The sequence below is a fragment of the Limibacter armeniacum genome, from assembly GCF_036880985.1.
GTDB lineage: Bacteria > Bacteroidota > Bacteroidia > Cytophagales > Flammeovirgaceae > Limibacter > Limibacter armeniacum.
In genome coordinates, this window is record NZ_JBAJNO010000008.1 from 2,780,165 (window position 1) to 2,801,553 (window position 21,389).

The 21,389-nt window shown below is 38.4% G+C and carries 20 protein-coding genes; 12 read left to right on the forward strand and 8 right to left on the reverse strand.

Annotation, left to right across the window (positions count from 1 at the left end; translation table 11 throughout):
* The first annotated feature begins 240 nt into the window (after window positions 1–240).
* The 5 genes from V6R21_RS17325 to V6R21_RS17345 all read left to right on the forward strand — a co-directional run bounded on the left by V6R21_RS17325 (window position 241) and on the right by V6R21_RS17345 (window position 5,563).
* Complete coding sequence (locus V6R21_RS17325; protein ID WP_334244893.1) at window positions 241–1,158, forward strand: metal ABC transporter solute-binding protein, Zn/Mn family; 918 nt, start codon at window positions 241–243, stop codon at window positions 1,156–1,158.
* A 49-nt stretch (window positions 1,159–1,207) separates the two neighbouring features.
* Window positions 1,208–1,999, forward strand: coding sequence for a metal ABC transporter ATP-binding protein (locus V6R21_RS17330; protein ID WP_334244894.1), 792 nt, complete (start codon window positions 1,208–1,210; stop codon window positions 1,997–1,999).
* 29 nt (window positions 2,000–2,028) lie between these two features.
* The gene (locus tag V6R21_RS17335) at window positions 2,029–3,306 is read left to right on the forward strand and encodes a metal ABC transporter permease (protein ID WP_334244895.1); all 1,278 of its coding nucleotides are present in this window, start codon (window positions 2,029–2,031) and stop codon (window positions 3,304–3,306) included.
* 136 nt (window positions 3,307–3,442) lie between these two features.
* Complete coding sequence (locus tag V6R21_RS17340) at window positions 3,443–4,309, forward strand: peptidylprolyl isomerase (RefSeq protein ID WP_334244896.1); 867 nt, start codon at window positions 3,443–3,445, stop codon at window positions 4,307–4,309.
* Between the two features lie 252 nt (window positions 4,310–4,561).
* The gene (locus V6R21_RS17345; protein WP_334244897.1) at window positions 4,562–5,563 is read left to right on the forward strand and encodes a YpdA family putative bacillithiol disulfide reductase; all 1,002 of its coding nucleotides are present in this window, start codon (window positions 4,562–4,564) and stop codon (window positions 5,561–5,563) included.
* Between the two features lie 47 nt (window positions 5,564–5,610).
* On the opposite strand, the gene V6R21_RS17350 is transcribed toward V6R21_RS17345, so the two are convergent.
* Window positions 5,611–6,309, reverse strand: a complete 699-nt coding sequence (locus V6R21_RS17350) for a hypothetical protein (protein WP_334244898.1) — start codon at window positions 6,307–6,309, stop codon at window positions 5,611–5,613.
* A gap of 142 nt (window positions 6,310–6,451) precedes the next feature.
* Entirely contained in the window at window positions 6,452–7,837 is a 1,386-nt protein-coding gene (locus tag V6R21_RS17355; protein WP_334244899.1) for a voltage-gated chloride channel family protein, read from the reverse strand.
* 291 nt (window positions 7,838–8,128) lie between these two features.
* On the opposite strand from V6R21_RS17355, the gene V6R21_RS17360 reads away from it, so the two are divergent.
* Together V6R21_RS17360 and V6R21_RS17365 are read left to right on the forward strand one after the other, a co-directional pair.
* Window positions 8,129–8,608: a hypothetical protein gene (locus V6R21_RS17360; protein ID WP_334244900.1), complete on the forward strand. Its 480-nt coding sequence runs from the start codon at window positions 8,129–8,131 to the stop codon at window positions 8,606–8,608.
* A 289-nt stretch (window positions 8,609–8,897) separates the two neighbouring features.
* Window positions 8,898–9,380, forward strand: a complete 483-nt coding sequence (locus tag V6R21_RS17365; RefSeq protein ID WP_334244901.1) for a hypothetical protein — start codon at window positions 8,898–8,900, stop codon at window positions 9,378–9,380.
* Window positions 9,381–9,454: 74 nt separating this feature from the next.
* Here the strand turns inward: V6R21_RS17365 and V6R21_RS17370 are convergent, their stop codons facing one another.
* A complete protein-coding gene (locus V6R21_RS17370; protein ID WP_334244902.1) occupies window positions 9,455–11,116 on the reverse strand; it encodes a M28 family peptidase in 1,662 nt (553 codons plus the stop codon).
* Window positions 11,117–11,511: 395 nt separating this feature from the next.
* Here V6R21_RS17370 and V6R21_RS17375 point away from each other — a divergent pair, with 395 nt between their 5' ends.
* The 3 genes from V6R21_RS17375 (at window position 11,512) to V6R21_RS17385 (ending at window position 14,978) form a co-directional block, all read left to right on the forward strand.
* Complete coding sequence (locus V6R21_RS17375; RefSeq protein ID WP_334244903.1) at window positions 11,512–13,206, forward strand: BCCT family transporter; 1,695 nt, start codon at window positions 11,512–11,514, stop codon at window positions 13,204–13,206.
* Window positions 13,193–14,143: a universal stress protein gene (locus V6R21_RS17380; RefSeq protein ID WP_334244904.1), complete on the forward strand. Its 951-nt coding sequence runs from the start codon at window positions 13,193–13,195 to the stop codon at window positions 14,141–14,143. Before V6R21_RS17375 ends, V6R21_RS17380 begins: the two co-directional genes overlap by 14 nt.
* A gap of 220 nt (window positions 14,144–14,363) precedes the next feature.
* Window positions 14,364–14,978, forward strand: coding sequence for a porin family protein (locus V6R21_RS17385; protein WP_334244905.1), 615 nt, complete (start codon window positions 14,364–14,366; stop codon window positions 14,976–14,978).
* A 76-nt stretch (window positions 14,979–15,054) separates the two neighbouring features.
* Here the strand turns inward: V6R21_RS17385 and V6R21_RS17390 are convergent, their stop codons facing one another.
* Together V6R21_RS17390 and V6R21_RS17395 are read right to left on the reverse strand one after the other, a co-directional pair.
* Window positions 15,055–16,209: a hypothetical protein gene (locus V6R21_RS17390; RefSeq protein ID WP_334244906.1), complete on the reverse strand. Its 1,155-nt coding sequence runs from the start codon at window positions 16,207–16,209 to the stop codon at window positions 15,055–15,057.
* A gap of 277 nt (window positions 16,210–16,486) precedes the next feature.
* Window positions 16,487–17,320, reverse strand: coding sequence for a hypothetical protein (locus V6R21_RS17395; protein ID WP_334244907.1), 834 nt, complete (start codon window positions 17,318–17,320; stop codon window positions 16,487–16,489).
* Between the two features lie 170 nt (window positions 17,321–17,490).
* Between V6R21_RS17395 and V6R21_RS17400 the strand changes: the two genes are divergently transcribed.
* Entirely contained in the window at window positions 17,491–18,315 is an 825-nt protein-coding gene (locus tag V6R21_RS17400; protein ID WP_334244908.1) for an ion transporter, read from the forward strand.
* A 203-nt stretch (window positions 18,316–18,518) separates the two neighbouring features.
* On the opposite strand, the gene V6R21_RS17405 is transcribed toward V6R21_RS17400, so the two are convergent.
* On the reverse strand, window positions 18,519–19,004 hold the full coding sequence (locus V6R21_RS17405) for a hypothetical protein (RefSeq protein WP_334244909.1): 486 nt from the start codon (window positions 19,002–19,004) through the stop codon (window positions 18,519–18,521).
* 207 nt (window positions 19,005–19,211) lie between these two features.
* Here V6R21_RS17405 and V6R21_RS17410 point away from each other — a divergent pair, with 207 nt between their 5' ends.
* Window positions 19,212–19,859 (forward strand): helix-turn-helix domain-containing protein, encoded by a 648-nt coding sequence (locus V6R21_RS17410; protein ID WP_334244910.1) that lies wholly within the window; start codon window positions 19,212–19,214, stop codon window positions 19,857–19,859.
* 167 nt (window positions 19,860–20,026) lie between these two features.
* Here V6R21_RS17410 and V6R21_RS17415 read toward each other — a convergent pair whose 3' ends face one another.
* On the reverse strand, window positions 20,027–20,590 hold the full coding sequence (locus V6R21_RS17415; RefSeq protein WP_334244911.1) for a class I SAM-dependent methyltransferase: 564 nt from the start codon (window positions 20,588–20,590) through the stop codon (window positions 20,027–20,029).
* Between the two features lie 92 nt (window positions 20,591–20,682).
* Entirely contained in the window at window positions 20,683–21,216 is a 534-nt protein-coding gene (locus tag V6R21_RS17420; protein ID WP_334244912.1) for a hypothetical protein, read from the reverse strand.
* Window positions 21,217–21,389 lie beyond the last annotated feature (173 nt).

Below are 21,389 nucleotides of genomic sequence, written 5' to 3' on the forward strand. Positions count from 1 at the left end.
GCTAAGCAAAAAGTTATCGCTTATAGTCAAATTATCATATAAAAGGTTTTAGGCTGAAAAAGGAGAAGTATGGATATAAATAAGGAGACACCGTAGAATTAACACAGAGAAATAGATAACAATCCCTAACTTTTAGACATATCTAAAAATATTTATAGATATTCAAGAAAAAATTGATTAGTCGAATTGAAATTGCAAACTTTACCAAGTTTCAAAACTAATTCACACAGCTATTTATATATGAGAGTAACTAATTGGCTTATAGTAGGACTGCTAACCCTGCTAATGGCTGCTTGCGGTACAACGGAAAAGCAGAAAGGAGAAAAGCTGACCATCATTACAACTACAGGAATGATAGAAGATGCTGTTAAAAATATTACAGGAGAACTCGCTGATGTAGAAGGATTAATGGGCCCTGGAGTTGACCCTCACCTATACAAGGCAACACCTTCTGACCTACAGAAACTGAGAGGTGCGGACATCGTATTTTACAATGGCTTACACCTTGAAGGCAGTATGACAGATGTGCTAGAGAAATTTGCCCGTAAAAAGGCAGTATTTCCACTTTCAGATGGTCTGGATGAAAAAAAGCTAAGAACACCTGAAGACGGTTCAACGGTACATGACCCACATATTTGGTTTGATGTAGAACTTTGGTCTCAAGCGGTATCCTATGCTGCTGAAAAAATTGCAGCTCAAGACCCCGACAATGCAACTGTCTATAAAACCAATGCTGAGAAATACTTGCAGCAACTTCACGAGCTAAATAACTGGACACGGACTCAAATCCAATCTATCCCTTCCCAAAGCAGGGTTTTGATTACTGCACATGACGCATTTGGCTACTTTGGCTCTGCATATGACATTGAAGTAAAAGGCTTGCAAGGCATTTCAACTGTTGCCGAATTTGGTCTTAAGGATATTTCTGGTTTGGTCAACTTTATTGTAAGCCACAAGATCAAGGCTGTTTTTGTCGAAACATCAGTTCCTCATAAGTCGTTGGAAGCGGTTGTTTCAGGATGCCATGAAAAGCAACACAATATCAGTATCGGTGGTACACTTTACTCAGATGCCATGGGTGCTTTAGGCTCTGAAGCTGGTACTTACATTGGCATGGTCAAATCCAATGTAAACACCATCGTAAGTGCGCTCAAATAAGTCCTTGCTCAGAAATCTCGAGTAATTAGATCGGAAAAGATTTTCAATTATGACGATACATAACGTTCAACATCCCGCAATAGAACTACATAACCTGACAGTAACCTATGATGGCAAGCCCGCTGCTTGGAACCTTGACTACACCCTTCCTCAAGGTCAGTTGATCGGTATCATGGGACCCAATGGTTCAGGAAAAAGTACTTCTATGAAGGCGATGATGGGATTGGTACCATTGGCAAGTGGAGAAGTGCAGCTTTTTGGCAAACCATTAGACAGTGTCAGAAACCGTGTAGCATATGTTCCCCAAAGAGGGTCTGTAGACTGGGATTTCCCTGCATCAGTACTTGATACCGTGTTGATGGGTAGGCTTAACCGGAAAAATATTTTCAAGCGAACCTCTAAGCAGGATAAAGAAATTGCTTTGGAATGCATCAAGAAGGTTAGGCTCGAAAAGTTTGTCCACAGACAAATCTCACAGCTTTCAGGTGGACAGCAACAACGTGTTTTCATAGCACGTGCCTTAGCGCAGCAGGCTGATCTGTACTTGTTGGATGAACCTTTTGCAGGTGTAGATGCTGCTACAGAAAATGCCATCATCGATCTATTAAAAGAGATGAAGGAAGAGGGTAAAACTGTTGTAGTAGTCCATCACGATCTTCAAACAGCCCCTGCCTATTTTGATTGGTTATTGCTGATGAACACCCGACTGGTTGCATCAGGTCCTACAGAAATGGTATATAAAGAAGAAATCCTGAACGATGCTTTTGGCGGTAAACTAAATGTACTCACGCAACTGGGTGAGCTTATAAAAGAGCAAAACCACCCATTCAGGGAAAAGTAAAAGAGATAGACTAATTAATTGAGAGAATAATGGGAGACTTTTTTCTATTACAGGACCCCAATGTCAGATGGGTAGTTTTAGCCATGATGCTGATCTGTGGAAGTGCGGCTGTTGTAGGCTGCTTTGCATTTCTCCGGAAACGTTCGTTGGTGGGTGATGCTGTTTCCCATGCCATCCTTCCCGGTATATGTTTGGCGTTTATGCTTGCCCAAACCAAGCATCCTGTGGTGTTGATGTTTGGGGCAGTGTCTGTTGGACTTTTCTCACTTTGGTTAATTGATTTCATTACTGACAAATCCAAGATAAAGCCTGACGCTGCACTTGCCCTTGTAATGTCTGTTTTTTATGGTATCGGTATCTTGCTGATGACCTCTATTCAGGCTTCTGGTAATGCTGCCCAATCCGGTCTTGACAAGTTTCTTTTTGGAAAAGCCGCTGCCATGATGCAGGAAGATGTTATCGCATATGGCGTCTTTTCATTAGTCTTATTGGCCATTGTCTTATTATTTTTCAAGTCATTTTCACTGATCATTTTTGACAGAGAACATGCACAAGTCATCGGCTTACCTGTCAAGCAACTGGAATCTTTGATGGCTTTATTGACAGTATTTGCCATTGCCATTGGTATTCAGGCAGTAGGTGTTGTACTCATGTCGGCATTGCTCATTACACCTGCAGCAGCAGCTCGCTACTGGACACACAACCTAAAAGTAATGCTGGTACTGGCAGCATTCTTTGCTGTTCTGTCTGGCATAGGTGGCGCCTACATTTCATACACCATTCCCAAAATGCCTACAGGTCCTTGGATTGTTGTCCTTCTGACATTCATGACCATCATCTCAGTTCTATTTGGAGCCAAAAAAGGTGTCTGGTTTAAAAGCATCGAGAATAGGAGGATGACAAGTAGAATGGTTGAGGAAAACATTCTGAAAATCCTCTATATGTTTGGAGAAAAGGAGGATGCATTTGATAAGCAATATTCCATAGCTCAATTGAAATCGAAAAGGAAGTTTAACCTTTTCAAATTTAAGACTGCACTGAAAAGGCTCGAATCGAAAGGAGCAATTCAAAGGAATGGCAACCAAGTTTCACTGACTGCAGAAGGTATTGAAAAAGGAAAAAGAGTAACCAGACTTCACAGGCTCTGGGAGCTATACCTAACAAAATACCTTAACCTCCCTGCCGACCACGTGCATGAGGAAGCTGAAGCAATGGAACACTTGATTACACCTGAACTAGAAAAGGAACTCGAAAAAGAGCTTGACTATCCTCATGTTGATCCTCATGACTCTCCAATACCTAGATAGTATTATTCAAGCCTTTAGGAACGAAACTTCTTAAAGGCTTTTTTATGTCCACATTTTGAAAGCATGTATCTTCATTATTGGTTAACTTAGAAATGCCCACACAACCGCACTTTCTTTTTCTTAACCGGCCCTCATCATGCAAAAGTTTCTGACATCTCCCCTACTTCACTTCTTCCTACTCGGTGCTGTTATCTTTGTTATTTATCACTTCACAAATTCAAAACCCGAAGTGGATACTATTTTAATTGATAATAGCGACATCCAACAAATGGTATCTAAATGGGAAGTAAAATGGAATAGGAAGCCAAATACCGAAGAACTATCCAACTTAATTGACGATGCTATCAATCAGGAAGTTCTTTACAGAGAAGCTCTAAAAATGAAACTTGAGCACAATGACGAAGTAATCAAACGCCGTCTAGCTCAAAAAATGCAATTTATTACCAGTGATCTAGCAAAAATAAAAGCGCCTTTAGAAAAAGATTTACAACAGTTTTTCGAAAAAAACAAAGAGAAATACTCCACCAAAACATCCTATAGCTTATACCAAATCACTTTCAATTATAGCAAAGGCAATAATGCTAAACTAAATGCAAAAGAACTTCTAATAAAGAATGAAAAGGCTACCATAGAAGAAATGAAAGGCAAAGGTGATGTATCTGTTATCCCATTCTATTTGGAAAAAATGGATATTGATCAGCTTAGAAATAAAGTCAGCTTACAATTCGCCCAATCTATAAATGATTTAGAAACTGGTAAGTGGGAAGGACCAATATCATCAGGATTTGGAGAACACTTAGTATATATCACAGCAAAAGAAGCGCCTCAAATACCAAAATTAAACACTATAAAAAATCAGATAACCCGAGACTGGTATTACGAACAAGAACAAAATATCTATGCTTCCATTTTAGAGGAACTCAAAAAAAAGTATAAGATTAAGATTGACATTGAATCCTCTTCATCTGAAATAGATATTTTAAAATTACAGCAAGAGAACTAATGAAACTAACTATCAATATCCCTAAACCTTGCCATGAAAAGTGGTCTGAAATGACGATATCATGCTCATCCTGTTAAACCTAAAAAGCAGCAACCTTTTCTTCAACGTGTACGTGACCTATTCAAAAAGAACGAGGAGTAATGTTTTTACTTAAGTATTTTAAACCAATTGCTATTATCAGTGTTAGTCATATAACTTTGTATTGTTTCTATAGAAAGAAAATAAGATTTCATCACCCGAAAATATAGTAGAATGTTTGATGTGCTGATTGTAGGGGCTGGTCCAATCGGACTGGCTACAGGTATAGAAGCCAAAAAAGCTGGACTCAGTTATGTAATTATTGAAAAGGGATGCCTAGTCAATTCACTATACAATTACCCTGTGAATATGACGTTCTTCTCTACTTCTGAAAGGTTAGAGATTGGTGATGTCCCATTCGTTTCACATAATCCACGTCCTACCAGACAAGAAGCCTTGGAATACTACCGCAGGGTCCAGACAAAATGGGAACTGAATGTACAGCTGTTTGAAAAAGTTGAAGCTGTAAACCGAGAAGAAGGGCAAGAAGTCAGCTATACCATTCAAACATCTAAAGGTACTTATCAGGCTAGGTCAATCGTGGTGGCAACAGGCTTTTTTGACTTCCCTAATTATATGAATATCAAAGGTGAAGAACTGCCGAAAGTCAAACACTATTATGACGATCCACATTTATATGCCTTTACCAATGTTGTAGTGGTAGGTGCTGCCAACTCATCTGTTGATGCGGCACTACAAACCTTTAGAAAAGGGGCAAATGTTACCATGATTATCCGCGAACAGGAAATCAGTCACAGGGTAAAATATTGGGTAAAACCAGATGTTGAAAACCGTATCAAGGAAGGTAGCATTACAGCTCACTTTGGCGCAAACATAGAAGAAATCAAGGAAGGTAGTGTCATCTTCAGAAAAGAGAACGGTGAGGTTGAAGAAATCCCAAATGATTTTGTCTTGGCTTTAACAGGCTATCAACCGGATTTTGGTTTCCTGAAAAATATTGGGATTGATCTTTCTGATGACGAAAAAATGGAACCTGAGCACAGTAAGGAAACTTACGAAACCAATATGCCAAATATCTTCTTGGCAGGTGTAATCTGTGGAGGGATGATCACCACTACTTGGTTTATTGAAAACTCACGAGAGCATGCCGATATCGTCATCAATCAGATAAAAGAACGAATTGGCAAAGGGAAGAATGTTGAAATCAGCAACTAGATAAAAAAAGGAGATAAGCATTATTCATTAGCTTGTCTCCTTTTATTTTACTTCCTGCCAGATTCACTGGTCAGCATTGTATAGTACTCAAGAGCCTCTATAAGTTCATCTTCATTTTTCAACTTCAGGTCATTATCTGACACAAAGTTCTTGACAGCCTTTCTGTATGCCCCCATCAAATCATAGAATCCTTTTTTGTTGTACACAAACTCATCAGAAAACACCTCTAAAAGTTTTGAACCTTCCAGATTAGGGTATTTGAATGAATGAAGTTTATGCAATTGGTTTTCCCTGATGACTAATAGCGAATAACGGCTAGGATTTCTGAACTCACGATAAGCTTCTCCATTACTTCCTGATTCTGCACTTGTCATTGGAGTCTGACGGACAGCCAAAACATCAAAATAGTTTGACTTATAACGCAACTCCATAAAAAGCTTTCGCTCACCGCCTGTATAGTCAAAATTGACTTCCACAGCTTCAAAATGTCTTTGCTCTTCATTTTCCATATCATAGAACACAAATGCATTAACCTGATAAGGAGAAAAACTTTCTGTAGATTCAGCACCTTTTAAGTAAACCAAACTTTGCAAGCCTCTTGATACAAAGTTTACTTTCCCTTCTTTTACTTTGCCATCAGCTAATTCAACAGCACCATCATACCATACATTGGGGAAATTGTCTTGTGCAAAGGAAAACGTGGAGGTGAGGAGGAAAGTTAGTAGCGATAGTAGTTTTCTAACCATATACGATTGATTTTTAGGATAATAGATTAATTCCCTCCCAAAGTAAAAAAAATATTGTGTTGGTCTAATTAACAAATGAAAATACCTCACAAAATTTCGATAAAAAGTTCATTTTGTGAGGTTTTCAGTTAAATATCACGAATTATTTGCGTGCATCTTTTTGTTTCTGCTGAAATTTTTCTTTTGCAATCTGCCCCAAAGACTTACCCTTATATTGAGACCTGATAAGGTGTTTGCTTGTCCCTACAATCTGAGAGTTATAAATACCTGCATGTCCTGAAAACAAGTAACTTACAACACAGGCTATTGCTATATAAACTCCATAATTAATTCCGAAGAGTTCCAAACCCATTACTGCACACGCAATCGGTGTGTTAGCTGCTCCCGCAAAAACTGCTACGAAGCCCATTCCCGCTAAAAGATCAAAAGGCAACGGAATAATACCTGATAATGAATTTCCCAATGCAGCTCCGATAAAGAATAATGGGGTAACCTCCCCTCCTTTGTATGCTGCACCTAAAGTCAGTGCTGTAAAAAGTAATTTCCCAGCCCAGTCATAAGGTGCTAAATGTTGAGAAAATGCGGCTTTAATGGTTGGCACACCTAGCCCCATATATCGAGTACCGACATCAGGACCGACCCCGAAATACAATACCCCAAAAAGTATCATGACGATAGCTCCCCCAACCAAAGGTCTGAAAGGTGCATAGGATATTTTCCTTTTCAGGAAATCACCCCAAAGGTGTGTTGTCTTGGCAAAAAGCCTCCCTGCCAAACCAAAGCAGATACCCGCTAAGGATGCATACACTATATGCATCACAGGGATGACATGGTCTGGATCTCCCGCCACATGGTAAACTGAATGGTGAATATATAGGTACTCATGTGAAATCAACCTACAGAAAAAGTCTGCAATGGCTGCTGCAAGGAAAGCCGGTAAAATAGCCTCATGGGAAATACGACCTAACAGAAAGACTTCAAGCCCAAAAATCGCCCCCGCCAATGGCGTACCGAATACTGAGCCGAATCCTGCTGCCATACCTGCAATCAGTATCATCTTTCGATCTTGCGCAGTCAGTTTGAATAACCTTGTAAACTGATCAGCTATAGAAGCTCCCATCTGGATGGCAGTTCCCTCTCGACCTGCTGAACCACCAAATAAATGGGTCACCACAGTTCCAAACAACACCATTGGAGCCATCCTGAAGCGAATGATTTTGCTAGGCTTATGGATTTGGTCAATGATAAGGTTGTTCCCTCCCTCTACTTCTTTACCGAAGTAATTATAGAGCAGTCCTACCCCAAGTCCACCAATTGGCAGGAGTAAAACCAACCATAAGTGTGCTGCACGGGTATCACTTGCCCAATGCAATGACCAAAGGAAAATTGCTGAAGCAAACCCTGCCAATACACCTATAATCAATGAGAGAATTACCCACTTGATCAGATAAAAAATGATAGGGAATCGCTGAAAAATCGGAAATAATAGAGAACCTTCCTGTATATAAAAAGGATTGAATCGCTTCATGGTCAAAATAAGATATTGTAAAAAATCAAGTCGCAATTTAATCAATCTACCAAAATAGCCTTATGTTCATTGATATAATCGTATCCTTTAAACTAAATGATCTTTATCAACTATCGAAATCACAAAACTCCCATGAACAATGTTATCAATTGTTTGCAGCACTTTATCAAATCTTAATACCATTCTAAAGCTCACCTATATATTAATAAGAATCCAAAATCCGTTATTGATGTAACCTGCTAGTAAAAGCATTTAAACGATTATTTTTAACCAACTAAAAACCAAAAAGAAATGGGTTTCTTTGACAAGCTAAAAGCTGTAAAAAACATGGTTACAGGTGGTGCTGCTGAAGTGGTAGCGTCTATCGAGCACGATGGAGAACTATCTGTAGGCGAGCCATTCAACATCAAGGTTCAGGCGCTTACTAAAGACGCAGACCTTAAAATCGGTAAAGTTTACCTTAAGCTGAGAGCCGTAGAGCATATTGAAGCGGAAGGTATTGAGGTAGAGTATGAAGGTGGCGAGCGTGAAGTAGAGCATGAAATCGTGAAAAAGACAGTAGAAACCTACAACCACGAGATTCTTGTAGACGGCCCTCAGACTATGGAAGCCAACGAAACTTATGAGTGGAATGTGGAAGTGACTATTCCTGAAAAATGTAATGGCACTTATAACGGAGTTCATGCTGAACACAGATGGATGTTCTTCGTAGGTCTGGATGCATTTGGTAATGATCCGGATTCAGGATGGATTCCTTTTGATATTTACTAATACATGAATCCCTGCTAAGAGTAGCAGGGATTTTTTTTGCCGTTTTTTGCCTTTCTATATCATAACATTGCGCTACCATTCTGAAAGAAATCTCACCTATCTGTTAATGAACTGAAATATTACATTCAATATTCTCAGAACCTTCTGCACAATTCATATAGGCTTTATGAAATTAAATGAATAGGCTTTTTATTGTGAGCCGTGTCTATGGATGCTTATTGTCAAATAAGACATTCAAATGTTCAATTTTAGTCACTAATTAACTGTAACTGAAAACTTTCAAAATGCTATGAAAAAATTACATCTAATTGTAACAGGCCTATTTATGATGTGCCTAATGTTCACAGGAGTATCTTATGGCCAGACCAGAGGTGCTTCGATGGCTGCAGGTGAAGCCAAAGAACAGATCCATCAAATCAAAAGCTACCTGACTGAGAACCTAAAATTATCTCAAGACCAGCTTAACATGTTGGAGAAATCTAACCAGAATGTGATCAACACTTTGAGTGAAATCGACAACAGTGAAGAGGATGCAAAAGTGAAAGCTGAGAAGATCAAAGCTTTGGCTACACAACGTGAAAATGAAATGAATACCATCTTCACTGATGAAGCTCAAAGAGATATGTTTGACACGCATATGAAACAGTATGCGAAAGAGCTGAAAGAAAAGAACAAAGAAGGTGGAATCCACTTACCAGATATTGGAAAGGACCTGATTGATGATCATGGTAACATCACTGCTGAAGCAGTGAACTTAGTATTGGGACTATAATCATTATCGTCAATCAATTAAAAAGCCATTCTGTGTTATTGCAGAATGGCTTTTTTATGATAATCATCTTCACCCTATTGGACTATTTCCAAACTCAATACCTCATCCGAATATGGAGATGGATGCCCCTTGCAGGATATATGATTATCGTGTGACTCTTCCTCTGCTATCCTGCCTCCAGTATTTTGCTGATCAACCTTGGGTTTCTCATCCACATTAGCCAACTCCCAAGCGGTGGCAAATACCAATTCGGTTCTCCTTTCCAGTAAAGCATAATCAATCTTATCAGCCGTATCTGTAGGTCGGTGGTAGTCCTCATGTTCACCATCCGTAAAAAACATCACAGGAATATTGTGAATGGCAAAATTGTATTGATCAGAACGGAAGTAATACTGTTTTGGATGTGTAGGGTCATTATGTTCAAAGTCCATTGTCAAGTCTTTAAAGTAAGAACCACTGATTCCCGTAAAGATTTCATGCAAGTCTGATGAGAGAAAATCAGAACCAATCGGGTAAACATATTGCCCCCCACCTGAGTGTTTGTCGTCTATCCTGCCCAACATATCTGAATTGACATTAGCGACTGTTTGATCAAGCGAAAATACAGGGTTCTCTGTATAATAAACGGAACCTAATAACCCTTTCTCCTCACCTGAAAGTGCCAAAAAGACAAGAGTTCTTCTTGGTCCATTTCCTGAAGTCTTAGCCGAAGCTACAGTCTCAGCCATTTCCATCAAGGCAGATGTACCAGAACCATTATCATCAGCCCCATTATAAATCACATCTCCAAATGCACCAACATGGTCATAGTGCGCTGTCAAAACTACCACCTCATCCTTGAGGTCACTTCCTTCCACATATCCGATTACGTTTTCAGTCTGTACTTTCCCTGTCTCTGATGTAACTGACATCGATATCGTCTGTTCACTTTGCCCTGCCGACTCATTCAGTAGTGTGCTTACACTTTTTCCAAACAAACCATTTCCCATTCCAGGTGCTCCGATAAAAACAGGAAAATCATCTGATTCCGATAGCTCATCAAAAGTCAGTTTCGTTCCTTCAAAATATGACTGGTAATGATCAAAGTAATTGATATAACCTGACTCATCATAAAAGATTGCAATGGCAAATGTCGCCCCATGCAACTTTGCCTCCGCTATTTTTCTGCTCATTGCTGCATTGTCGCCATTTTCCAATGCCAAATCTTCAGGTGCTCCCAAAAAGAACATCACCCCTTTCCCGTTTACATCAACACTTTCGTAGTCAGAATATTGAGGATCTACAATTCCAAACCGGACAAAAACAACGTCCTTATTTAGTATTTCTACATTTATGGGTTTTGATGCACCATAAGGCACAAAATCATCAAACAGGTCTGCGCTATAATTTCCCGCTTCCAAAACACCAGATGCCAAATTCCAGCTATTCAAATCAAATGACTGAAAATAAGGGTTCTCCAATGCAGTAGGACTTTCCAAACCAACCTTCTGAAAATGGTCTCTTATATAGTTAGCGGCCATTTTTTGCCCTTCGGTGCCTGTATCCCTTCCCATATACGCATCACTACTGATTTCTGTGAGGTGTGCCTTTATCCTATTCTGATCAATTGTTTTGTAAAAAACATCCTTTGACGATTCAAATATGGGATCTGGCTCATTGGGTGTATCCTCTTTACAGGAAGTAAAAAGTAACAATAGCATCAAGCTTGCCTGAAAAAAAATCGAATGTCTTGACATAGTTATTTATTAGTTAGTGCTGTAGTGATAATTCCTAAACTAGGAAGAATTGATTTGAGTTTAACCTAAGTCCTGTTATCAAACTGAACCAATCAAACCCAATTGATGTACAAAGATGCCATCCAATTAATTAATACTTGATGAAACTGACTAAAAATCTAACAATAATCCTATTCGATTTATACTTTTCCAAGGTGCCATATTAAGATTTGTTGATACTACAGGCTTATCATTTCGGAACTCCTCCCCTACCTTTGCTGTTCTCTGCCTGTTGATCGAACTCAAGTTCATCAGCAATAAAAGAGTGAATCAACCATATACAACCTTGATTCCTCTCTTATTGGCTAATAGCCACAAGTGCATCTTTAATTCACCTAATTAACAAACAAGTTACCATGAGCAAGACAAAAGGGAATACGTCAAATAAATACTTTGACGTTCACGGTCCCGTTTTTTGGCCTGCAACAATTCTGATTGTACTCTTCATTGCCATTACACTAATTGTTGGAGAGCCTATTAAAAACTTTTTTTCAGAGGTTCAAAATTCTATTTCCAATACCACAGGCTGGTTTATTATTATTTCCATAAACTTCTTCCTGTTTTTCTGCCTGTATATGGCATTCAGTAAATTCGGGAAAATTAGGCTTGGTGGAAAAAAAGCAAAACCTGAGTTCAGTACAACTGCATGGTTTGCTATGCTTTTCGGAGCCGGAATGGGTATCGGATTGATGTTCTGGAGTGTTGCAGAACCAATCTATAACTTCGTGTCACCTGCCAGACCTGACATAGAGCCAAAATCTATGGAAGCATACTCTGAAGGTATGAAATATGTATTCCTTCACTGGGGATTCCATGCTTGGGCGGTTTATGCTTTAGTAGGAATGGCTTTGGCTTACTTTACTTTTAACAGGAAGTTACCTTTAGCCATTCGATCTGTATTTTACCCGATTTTAGGAGAACGTATTCATGGCCGAATTGGTGATGTAATAGACGTGCTTGCTGTAGTCGCAACCCTATTCGGTTTGGCATCTTCCTTAGGACTAGGTGTACAACAGGTAGGTGCAGGTATGGAATACCTTTTTGGATTTGAAAATAACACAAGCCTTCAGATCATTCTCATTACAGTGATTACCTTGGCTGCTACGATTTCGGTGGTTACTGGACTTGATGGTGGGGTAAAATTGTTGAGTCAACTCAACCTGAACCTGGCTACCGTATTCCTGTTGATTCTGCTGATTCTAGGCCCAACAATGTTTATCCTAGATGGTTTCATTGAGAATCTAGGTAATTACCTTGGAGACTTTATTAAACTAGGATTCTGGACTGAAAGCTATGTAGACGGTAAACTTGATCCTAATCACGTAGATTGGCAAAATGGCTGGACACTGATGTACTACACTTGGTGGATTGCATGGTCGCCATTTGTTGGTATTTTTATCGCCCGTATTTCCAAAGGACGTACCATTAAGGAATTCGTATTAGGTGTATTGGTCGTACCTACATTGGTTACCTTCTTCTGGATTAGTGCATTTGGAGGCACGGCATTTTTCTTCGAACTGACAGGTGTAGACATGTCATCTACCATCATGAAAGATGTATCTACTTCCCTTTACTTCCTGATGGAGCAACTGCCACTGTCTAGTATCACTTCGTTTCTGGCAATGATTCTGGTCATTAGCTTTTTTGTAACCTCATCAGATTCAGGTTCACTGGTAGTGGATTCTATCACTTCTGGTGGTAAACTGGATGCGCCAGTAGGTCAACGTATATTTTGGGCACTTACAGAAGGTTTTGTTGCAGCCATGCTGCTATACGGTGGAGGACTTCAAGCCATACAGGCAGCCGTGATTTCAACTGGTTTGCCATTTACTGTGATTCTGGTGCTTATGGCATTCAGTCTGCGAAAAGCCATGAAAGATGAGAAAGACCTCGATGAGTCAAAAAGCAGTAGCGGTAAGGAGAGTGAAGACTACAAAAAGGTTATTGCTGAAATAATAAAGCAACAACAAACCAAGAAAAAGTCCATCGTGACCGAAAATCAAATAATGGAGAACCAAGAAACAGCATTGATTAAAAATGAAAGTAATTGATCATATTATCGTTGGGCTAGACCTGTCCACCATGGACGGTTATCTTTTAGAGTATGCCGCTTTTATCAGTAATAAGCTAGGTGCAGACAAGATCAGCTTTCTTCATGTCACCCCAACATTCTCCGTTTTTGATGAGCTTGAGGATGATTGGACGGAAGAGGAAATTCCCGATTCACTGGAAGAAATCATTAAGGAAGAACTTTCGGACAGAGTTCAGAAATACTTTCACCCCAAAAGCAAGACAAGTATCGAACAGCAGGTAGTTGTACTTGAAGGAGACACCACTGAACAATTTATCCGTTATGCTGTTACCAGCAATGCAGACCTATTACTGCTAGGTAAAAAATCAGGGTTAAAAGGTGCTGGACTGATTCTGAAACAGGTTATCTCCCTTTCTCCATGTTCAGTGATGTTGGCTTCAGAGCTTGCTCCACACAGTATTGATAATATTATGTTGCCGCTTAACTTCTCCAGCAACTCTATTTTAGCATATGAAAGGGCTGAGATGCTGTCAAAATACTTTGGGGCCAATTACTTTATGCAGTTCGTTAACACTGAAGTTACACTTACTTCCTTGTTAAAAACGAAAATCTATACATTCTCTGAAAAGGAGAAGGAAGCCTTCAAAGGAAGTGTAGAAAAGGAAGCCAAAGCGAAGTATAAAAAATTCCTGAAGAAAATCGGTAAGACAGAGGATGAGATGACTGACATCAAGTTTACGGTCAATACAGATGGTGACCCTGCATATACCATTTACCGATATGCCATTAAAAGAAAGGCAGACTTGATATTGCTGGGTGCCGGTATCAGGAGCAGTTACTCCAACTTGTTTTTGGATAGTATTTCTGAAAAGCTGGCAGCTTATGATTCAACAATCCCTGTATATATCGTAAAGAACAAGGAGCGTAACCTCAAGAATATTCACGACCTGTTCTGATGGTATCTACATTCCAATAAAATTAAGGCAGTCCTGTACAAGGGACTGCCTTTTTTATTTGGTTCACTATTTGTCTATTCACCATTAAACCACAAAAATACTATCTGAAATACCCATAAGACGGATTTCTATACCTATTTTCATATGGCTAAACAGGATGATCTGACGATAATTTTTATCTTTACCCATGAGAATAGACTAAAAATTAACCAATATAGAGATGACGAAAGAAATGAAAAGACTTTTTGGTCTGTGCATCACACTTTTTGTCGTGACACTCTCCTCACAGGGTCAGGGAGTTATGATTGGAGCGAGAGCAGGAATGAACCTAGGGATGATGAAACATTCAGAATATGAAATTTCTCCAGATGTAGGTTTCACGGCGGGAGTTATTTTTGAAGCAGCTACGAGTCCTATTTTCTCACTGCAACCCGAACTGAACTTTGCCATTCAGCGTGTACAAGTCGAAAACCAAGCAATCAACATTCAATCTTTTGAAGTACCATTGCTCTTCAAGTTCAGCACTACTCCACGCAGAAAAGTTAGGGTTTTTGGAAATATTGGACCAGCGATTAGCCTTATCCAAAAAATCAGTGGTGACGGAGTCTATTACCCATTTACAGAACAATTTGACTTTAGTGACCCTGAACCAACTTGGAGGGACTATTACAAAAGTGCTAATCTCAGTTTTGTGATTGGAGCAGGTGTGGCATTTGACAATATCCTGATTGAAGGAAGATATTATGGCGGACTGAGTAACCTGAGCAACTCTGATAAGCCTTCTATTTCTGTATCAAAATTCAATCTGACTACAGCCTATATTCTGGTATTCTAGCATACCAATTCTTGATAAAAAAAGGGTTTGAAATTACGATTTTCAAACCCTTTTTTATTGACTGAACTACTCAGTTTTATCTGTATTCAAAGCGGCATTTACGTTCCACTTTCCATGTCTCATTCTCACTTTTGCGGGCAAACCCTCTACTGACAACCTCTACCTTTGTAGATGGGCTTGCAGTACCTACCACAACCGTATAAGGATCCAGTTTTTCATCCTTATTCATATTTGCCTGATGCAATTTCACAGGATGGTTGATTAACTCAAATTCCGCACGATCTTCATCCAGCAGTGTAACTCGATATTGAAACGCCAATCCTTTATCATGACGACAAAGCTCTGTCAAGAAGCCCTCTTCACCTTTAGCATAAAAGTAATCTGTCACAGAAGCTTTCACATACTCCAATTGCAAATCACCTAGGAATGATTGCATATCAACCTCTCCTCCATCACCTTCACCTGTAACCGCACTAGCCACTTTCTTGTCAGTATGATTTACTGGCTTCTCAGGCAAGTCGTTTTCCTGATATTGTCTGCCTTCTTTTACAGGAAAAGATTCAGACTGATAACTTCTCTGACCAATATTGCGAATTTGCTGCTCAAGACGCTCAAGCCTGCCATCGATGTTATAAGTATTGACTTCAGAACGCCCCTGTTCATTCATTTCCCTTTGGCGTTGCTGAATAATCATTGCTTCACGACGACAATCCTGTAGCTCACGCATCAGGTCTTCACGTACATTCTCTATTTCATCCTGAAGTGTGAAATAGCGTTTGTTGAGTTGCTGGTTGACAGAGAGAAGCTCATCTTTCAAGGCCCTTACCTCATCATCATAATGACGCAGTGCATTTGAGTTATGATGATGCCCTCCTCCTACTCCTCCTTCAGAAACAGATCTTTCCAGTTTTTCAATTCTGTTGATATAGCCATCCAAATAAGTTCGGGTTTGCAGCAATGCATCAGATGGAAAATATTTTTCCACATAATTAACAATTGACTGCTGTACGCCTTCTTTTACTTTTTGGTGAAATTTTTCTTCAACTTTCTTAAAGAGCATATTGATGATGTCCTCTTCTTGCTGGTATATAATTTTCGCAAGCAATTCTGCACGTGTTTTATCCAATACTCGTGCAGCATTGCTGATAAATTCTTGCTGGTCTGTATTTTGACTATCTTGAAGTAGTGTTGAAAGCAACTCCGTTACAACCTCCGCATTCTTTTTGTACATAAAAACTAATAAATCTGAGTCAGCTACTTGATTGATTGGTTAGTCTGTCGGACAGGTGACGTTACCGACAGTTTTTGTATATGACAAAATTATACCGATTTCTCAGATTTCTATCTTTTTTGTAATTTTTCTATGATTTTATTGTAAAAACCTCTTAAAATCACGCCACCTAACACTTTTTCATTAGCGAGTCACAAAATCCCTTGACCAATAAAAAAGCCCTCAAGGTGAGTAATCGCTCACCTTGAAGGCTTCTTAATCAATATATAAAACTTTACTATTCGTCGGTAGCTTGTTGATCAACAGGGCATCCCGTCTTAACCTCGTACACAGTTGTAATCCCAGATGTATTAAAATATTCCCTTCCTAAGAAAACCGCTCCACTGTAGTAGTCAAACTGACCACCTAGAAGTGATGTTCTTTCGCCATCTGACCCTACCAAGAAAGACGCTTTGCTTACCATATTTCCGTTCCCATCGTACTCATATTCCGTAAGCTTTTCATAAGTAGCTTCTTCTCCCACTCCTTTTACATAGTAGTTCTCATTCTTTAAAAGTCCATTTTCATAATATTCAAAAAGAACATACTTTTCCACAAAACTCTCTTTGATATCCTGTCTGATGAACACATCCGTCTCTTCATCATAGGTATTGGTATAGACTATTTCACTGCCTCCACTTTCATACTTTAGCCTGTTCCCAAAAGAATCAAATGTGATATCATAAACCAAGTCTTCTTCAATACGGACATTGTAGTATCGAACACGTTTCTGTGTAATGCCGTCTACCCAATAGTCAATCACTCTATAGGAAGTCAATTGCCTGTTGGAATTAAATTGTTCCACCTTGGTTGGCATTCCTTTACTATTATATGTAAAAACGGAATAGTCTGTGTACTGTTCTTTTTGGTTTCTCCTGTAATAAAACAGTGAGTCCGCGCCATAAACATCCAAATGGAACAATGCCCCTGTTGTATTCTCTACATTGGTTTCATAAGCGACTAAACAGTTTCCACTACCCAACACCTGATCAATAGGTAACAATTCTGTAGGGTCACATCCACCAAAAAGAATTAAAACGGGCAATAAGAGAAGGTGTAGTTTATTTTTCATATGCCTTGAAGCTCTCAGTTTCAGAATAAAAATATGGTTAGTTACTTCGTTAGCTATTATACGAATAATTTTGAATAGAATTTTAGCAATCAAAAATAATGTGCATTTCCCAAAAGGGATGTGTTAATTTGCAGTCGCTATTTTAAATCAACTACACAGCACCTTATATCATGACTATCAGAGAGAAGATTTATAATATTATAGATAATGAGAAGAACCTAAGCACAAGACTCTTCGATGCATTTATGACCACCCTGATTATACTGAATGTAGCTGCCATCATTCTGGAGTCCCATCAGTCACTGGCAACTGCATTCCATCAGGAGTTTTTCGCATTTGAAATCTTCTCTGTTTTTATCTTCACAATTGAATTGATGCTACGGATCATTGTCGCTGATATCCATTATAAGTCGGAAAATTATCTCAACTCAGTCATAAGGTACCTATTCTCATTCAGCGCCATTGTAGATATTCTTGCGATTATGCCTTTTTACCTACCGATGTTCCTAGCAGTAGATTTACGCTTTATCAGAATGCTAAGACTTGTAAGGCTACTCCGTGTACTGAAGATCGGACGTTACAATAAAGCTTTAAAAGCCGTTGCAAAAGCATTAGGTCAAAGAAAAGAGGAACTGTTCCTAACGTCTTTTGTAGGATTGGTACTGCTACTATTTTCCGGAACGCTGATGTACTATGTAGAGCATGAGACACAACCAGACGCATTTCCTAACATTACAGCCTCACTATGGTGGGCCATCGCAACACTAACAACAGTTGGTTATGGAGATGTTTATCCTGTTACAACATTGGGAAAATTTATTGCGGGTATCATTGCATTTATAGGCGTAGGGTTTGTAGCACTTCCAACGGGTATTCTCAGTTCAGCCTTTATGGAGCAAATCAACCGAAGAGAACAAGAAGAAAAGGAAAAAGAGGAGAATATTGATGAACATAAAGAAGTATGCAGTTGCCCACACTGTGGGAAAGAGCTGTAAAAATCATCTACTATAAATCACTTCGATAATATTCAGCCTTTCAAGGCTTATTCCCTAAAAGGGAAAAATTAATTCGGATTTCAATACATCAAAGAAATCAAGATTAGCCTATTCAAATTGCCACCTAACTTAAAAAAAGGGATTGAGTTAAACTCAATCCCTTTTTTGTTACTCAACAGTAAAATTAAAACTGTCCCAAAACTTTATTCCTTCACTATATTAACAACTCTTTCATCACCATCTGACACCTTCCATTTCAATTCACCGTTGTACCAAACTTCTGTTAGAATAATATTATTGTGACTCTTGTTAAAATCACACATTAAGGTATCTGTATCAGACTCATTCCACTTAATATAAGTCACAGCAAGATTATCATCATCTGCTGTTTCATTAACAAAAAGGTTCATATAGTATTGCCCATCAATCTCCACTACTTTGAAATGTTCCGGTAAATCAAGATTACCATCAAAAACACGTTTTTCTTCTCCATCTATCAAGGCATATATATCAATAGAGGCTTCATCATAATGGTCAGGTTCTTCAGGGTTTAATAAATCAGTTCCATCATTACCAGTTAAACTTATCAATAAACTGACATCAATGACTGTACAGCATTCTTTTCCATCTGAACTGCAACCAAAAGTCAAAATCAATAAAAATAAAAGAAATTGGGTTATGTATTTCATCTCTAAATATCATGAAATTATAAAATCAGTTACACATAAGTAAAACTGAAAACAGCTTCACTTTTAATGACACCTGAAAACCAAAAAGTGACATATAATAACTTCAAGCTTTATGTATAAATAAACCTATATTTTGCAAAAATTAAATGTAAGTAACCCACTGAAAATAGCGTAAAAGAAACAACCTGTTTCATTAACTTTTCAAAGATGAAACACCTCACCTACAACCAGCGGAAAAAAATTGCCGATGGCATCAAGAAAAATATGTCTGATGCGGCTATTGCACGAGAAATAGGCGTGCACCGAAGCACTGTGGGCAGAGAGATCAAACGATATGGTGGAAGAGAAAAATATTCGGAGTACCTTGCTTTCAAAATTGCGCTGCACAACCAGCGATTTGCTTCGTTTATGTTACGATGCCCTGAAGGAAAGGGTAGCGTTTTAGGAAAAAGATGGGGTGTTTTGGATATCACAGCACATATAAGTTGGTCATCTGTCCCGCCCATACGCTGGTTATCTATTCCACTTGACAACACTTACCATATAAATAACTGCCCTAAAAATAGTGGTGATTCTTTTTCCTTGTTTTATGTGCCCCCAATGCGCCTTTTTTATACAGGAAGCTTTTTAGACACGTACCATCAAGGATGTAACAATACTCCACACTTTCAACAAAACGTCACCCTATTTCTTCCCAAAGTGGTGTCAGATAAAATACTCAAGTCTTACACTTGCCTGAGATCTTACGCTATAAAAAGCCTAACATCGAAATACACTTCTTCCCTACATGCTGCTAAAAAACTATGGTTGCCAAAACCAATAAATAAAAAACGAATCATCATGGCTTTACCCTGAACAATCGCTACTGAAAAGGTCACATATAATAAATATTTCACACCTTCCTTTCATTAAAAAAATCTCCAACTAATAGTTTGGAGATTTTTTTTTGGAGGTGTTGCATTTTAATTGATAACTTTTCGAATTGCAATTGTTTTTTTAAGATAAAAAAACAGTTGAACTATTTAATTTTTTCTAATCAGCAAAATTGTATGTACCTCAAAATTATTTCCTCTCGGATACTCTACCCTATAGGTTTCTATTATGTCCAGTTGATTTGTTTTTAATGCAGCTGTAATTTTCATTAGGTTATGAAAATAAAAATACATTCTATCACCAGTACTCCCCGACTGAAAACCGGATTTTGCATGATCACCTTCCACAAAACTCAGATAGAAAATTCCACCATCAGTAAGCAGATTGCTACACGCACTAAAAAGTTTAGCACAATCTTCCAATGAAAGATAAGGTATACAAAACCCTGCGACTATTGCATCAAAGGTTTGCTGAAAGCCACTAAGGTTTCGAATGTCCATCACCTGAAAATTGGCAGTTGGATTATTTATCTTAGCCAATTCAATCATTTTGGGAGATACATCAACACCCTCCCATAAAATGTCAGGTCTTTTGTCAAGCAGGTATTTGGTGATATTGCCAGGCCCACAACCCAGTTCCAAAACAAATGGTGAATGCTTTTCAATCAGTGCGCAAAATTTATCATAGGTATGGTTATATAAATCAATACCCATAAAAACCTCCTCATACTTTTTAGATACCTTTTCCCAAGAATTGAATGTTTCCTGATATTGATCCATGCTTTCATTATTAAATTTGATACTTTCTAGTCAATCCTGATTTTAAGAGAATCAAGATTTTGATCACCATAATAAACTATCATTTGGTTCTTATCAATCAAATCAACACCCTTGATACTTTTCATTTCGAGTTGAAATTCACCAACTTTTGTTTCCAAAAGGCTACCCACTTCATAAACACTATAATCGCAACAAGCATCCAAAACACCATTAAAATCTTCTCTGATTTGATATTGTCCCTTTTCAATAACCGTTTCAGTAGGCACAAAATAAAAAATTAAAGCCGCCCCAACGATTAGTCCCATCATTCCATCTATTAACCAAGCAACCGCTACAACTAAAGGATAGCATAGGTATAAGGAATAATAAACTACAGAAAAGCGAAACCTTCTAACATTGAGAAAAAACAACAACACACCAGTTAGATAAATGACTATTCTAGTAAAATAGACCAATTGGGAATTTACACCGAAATTGAAACTCCAGATAAAGAGAAAATGAAATAGTATAAAAAAAATTAAGGTAATATGAGTCCCAAACAATATTTTATTAAGCTTCATAAACTAGAAAGTCATTAAATGGTGATTACTACCTTTTGATTAAAAATAATTCCTATATCTAGTATAAATTATTGCTTGTGAAAAACTCAGGAATACACGAAGTTCCCTGAGCGAAGTCGAAGGGCTTAAATATTGAGACTTCGACTTCGCTCAGTCACCGCATTTATTAAAAT

Coding starts and splice junctions, on each gene's coding strand:
- V6R21_RS17340 (WP_334244896.1), top strand. CDS start 3,443: ATGCAAAAGTTTCTGACATCTCCCCTACTTCACTTCTTCCTACTCGGT.
- V6R21_RS17420 (WP_334244912.1), bottom strand. CDS start 21,216: ATGAAGCTTAATAAAATATTGTTTGGGACTCATATTACCTTAATTTTT.
- V6R21_RS17380 (WP_334244904.1), top strand. CDS start 13,193: ATGAAAGTAATTGATCATATTATCGTTGGGCTAGACCTGTCCACCATG.
- V6R21_RS17400 (WP_334244908.1), top strand. CDS start 17,491: ATGACTATCAGAGAGAAGATTTATAATATTATAGATAATGAGAAGAAC.
- V6R21_RS17350 (WP_334244898.1), bottom strand. CDS start 6,309: ATGGTTAGAAAACTACTATCGCTACTAACTTTCCTCCTCACCTCCACG.
- V6R21_RS17385 (WP_334244905.1), top strand. CDS start 14,364: ATGACGAAAGAAATGAAAAGACTTTTTGGTCTGTGCATCACACTTTTT.
- V6R21_RS17375 (WP_334244903.1), top strand. CDS start 11,512: ATGAGCAAGACAAAAGGGAATACGTCAAATAAATACTTTGACGTTCAC.
- V6R21_RS17330 (WP_334244894.1), top strand. CDS start 1,208: ATGACGATACATAACGTTCAACATCCCGCAATAGAACTACATAACCTG.
- V6R21_RS17325 (WP_334244893.1), top strand. CDS start 241: ATGAGAGTAACTAATTGGCTTATAGTAGGACTGCTAACCCTGCTAATG.
- V6R21_RS17365 (WP_334244901.1), top strand. CDS start 8,898: ATGAAAAAATTACATCTAATTGTAACAGGCCTATTTATGATGTGCCTA.
- V6R21_RS17415 (WP_334244911.1), bottom strand. CDS start 20,590: ATGGGTATTGATTTATATAACCATACCTATGATAAATTTTGCGCACTG.
- V6R21_RS17390 (WP_334244906.1), bottom strand. CDS start 16,209: ATGTACAAAAAGAATGCGGAGGTTGTAACGGAGTTGCTTTCAACACTA.
- V6R21_RS17370 (WP_334244902.1), bottom strand. CDS start 11,116: ATGTCAAGACATTCGATTTTTTTTCAGGCAAGCTTGATGCTATTGTTA.
- V6R21_RS17395 (WP_334244907.1), bottom strand. CDS start 17,320: ATGAAAAATAAACTACACCTTCTCTTATTGCCCGTTTTAATTCTTTTT.
- V6R21_RS17345 (WP_334244897.1), top strand. CDS start 4,562: ATGTTTGATGTGCTGATTGTAGGGGCTGGTCCAATCGGACTGGCTACA.
- V6R21_RS17355 (WP_334244899.1), bottom strand. CDS start 7,837: ATGAAGCGATTCAATCCTTTTTATATACAGGAAGGTTCTCTATTATTT.
- V6R21_RS17410 (WP_334244910.1), top strand. CDS start 19,212: ATGAAACACCTCACCTACAACCAGCGGAAAAAAATTGCCGATGGCATC.
- V6R21_RS17335 (WP_334244895.1), top strand. CDS start 2,029: ATGGGAGACTTTTTTCTATTACAGGACCCCAATGTCAGATGGGTAGTT.
- V6R21_RS17405 (WP_334244909.1), bottom strand. CDS start 19,004: ATGAAATACATAACCCAATTTCTTTTATTTTTATTGATTTTGACTTTT.
- V6R21_RS17360 (WP_334244900.1), top strand. CDS start 8,129: ATGGGTTTCTTTGACAAGCTAAAAGCTGTAAAAAACATGGTTACAGGT.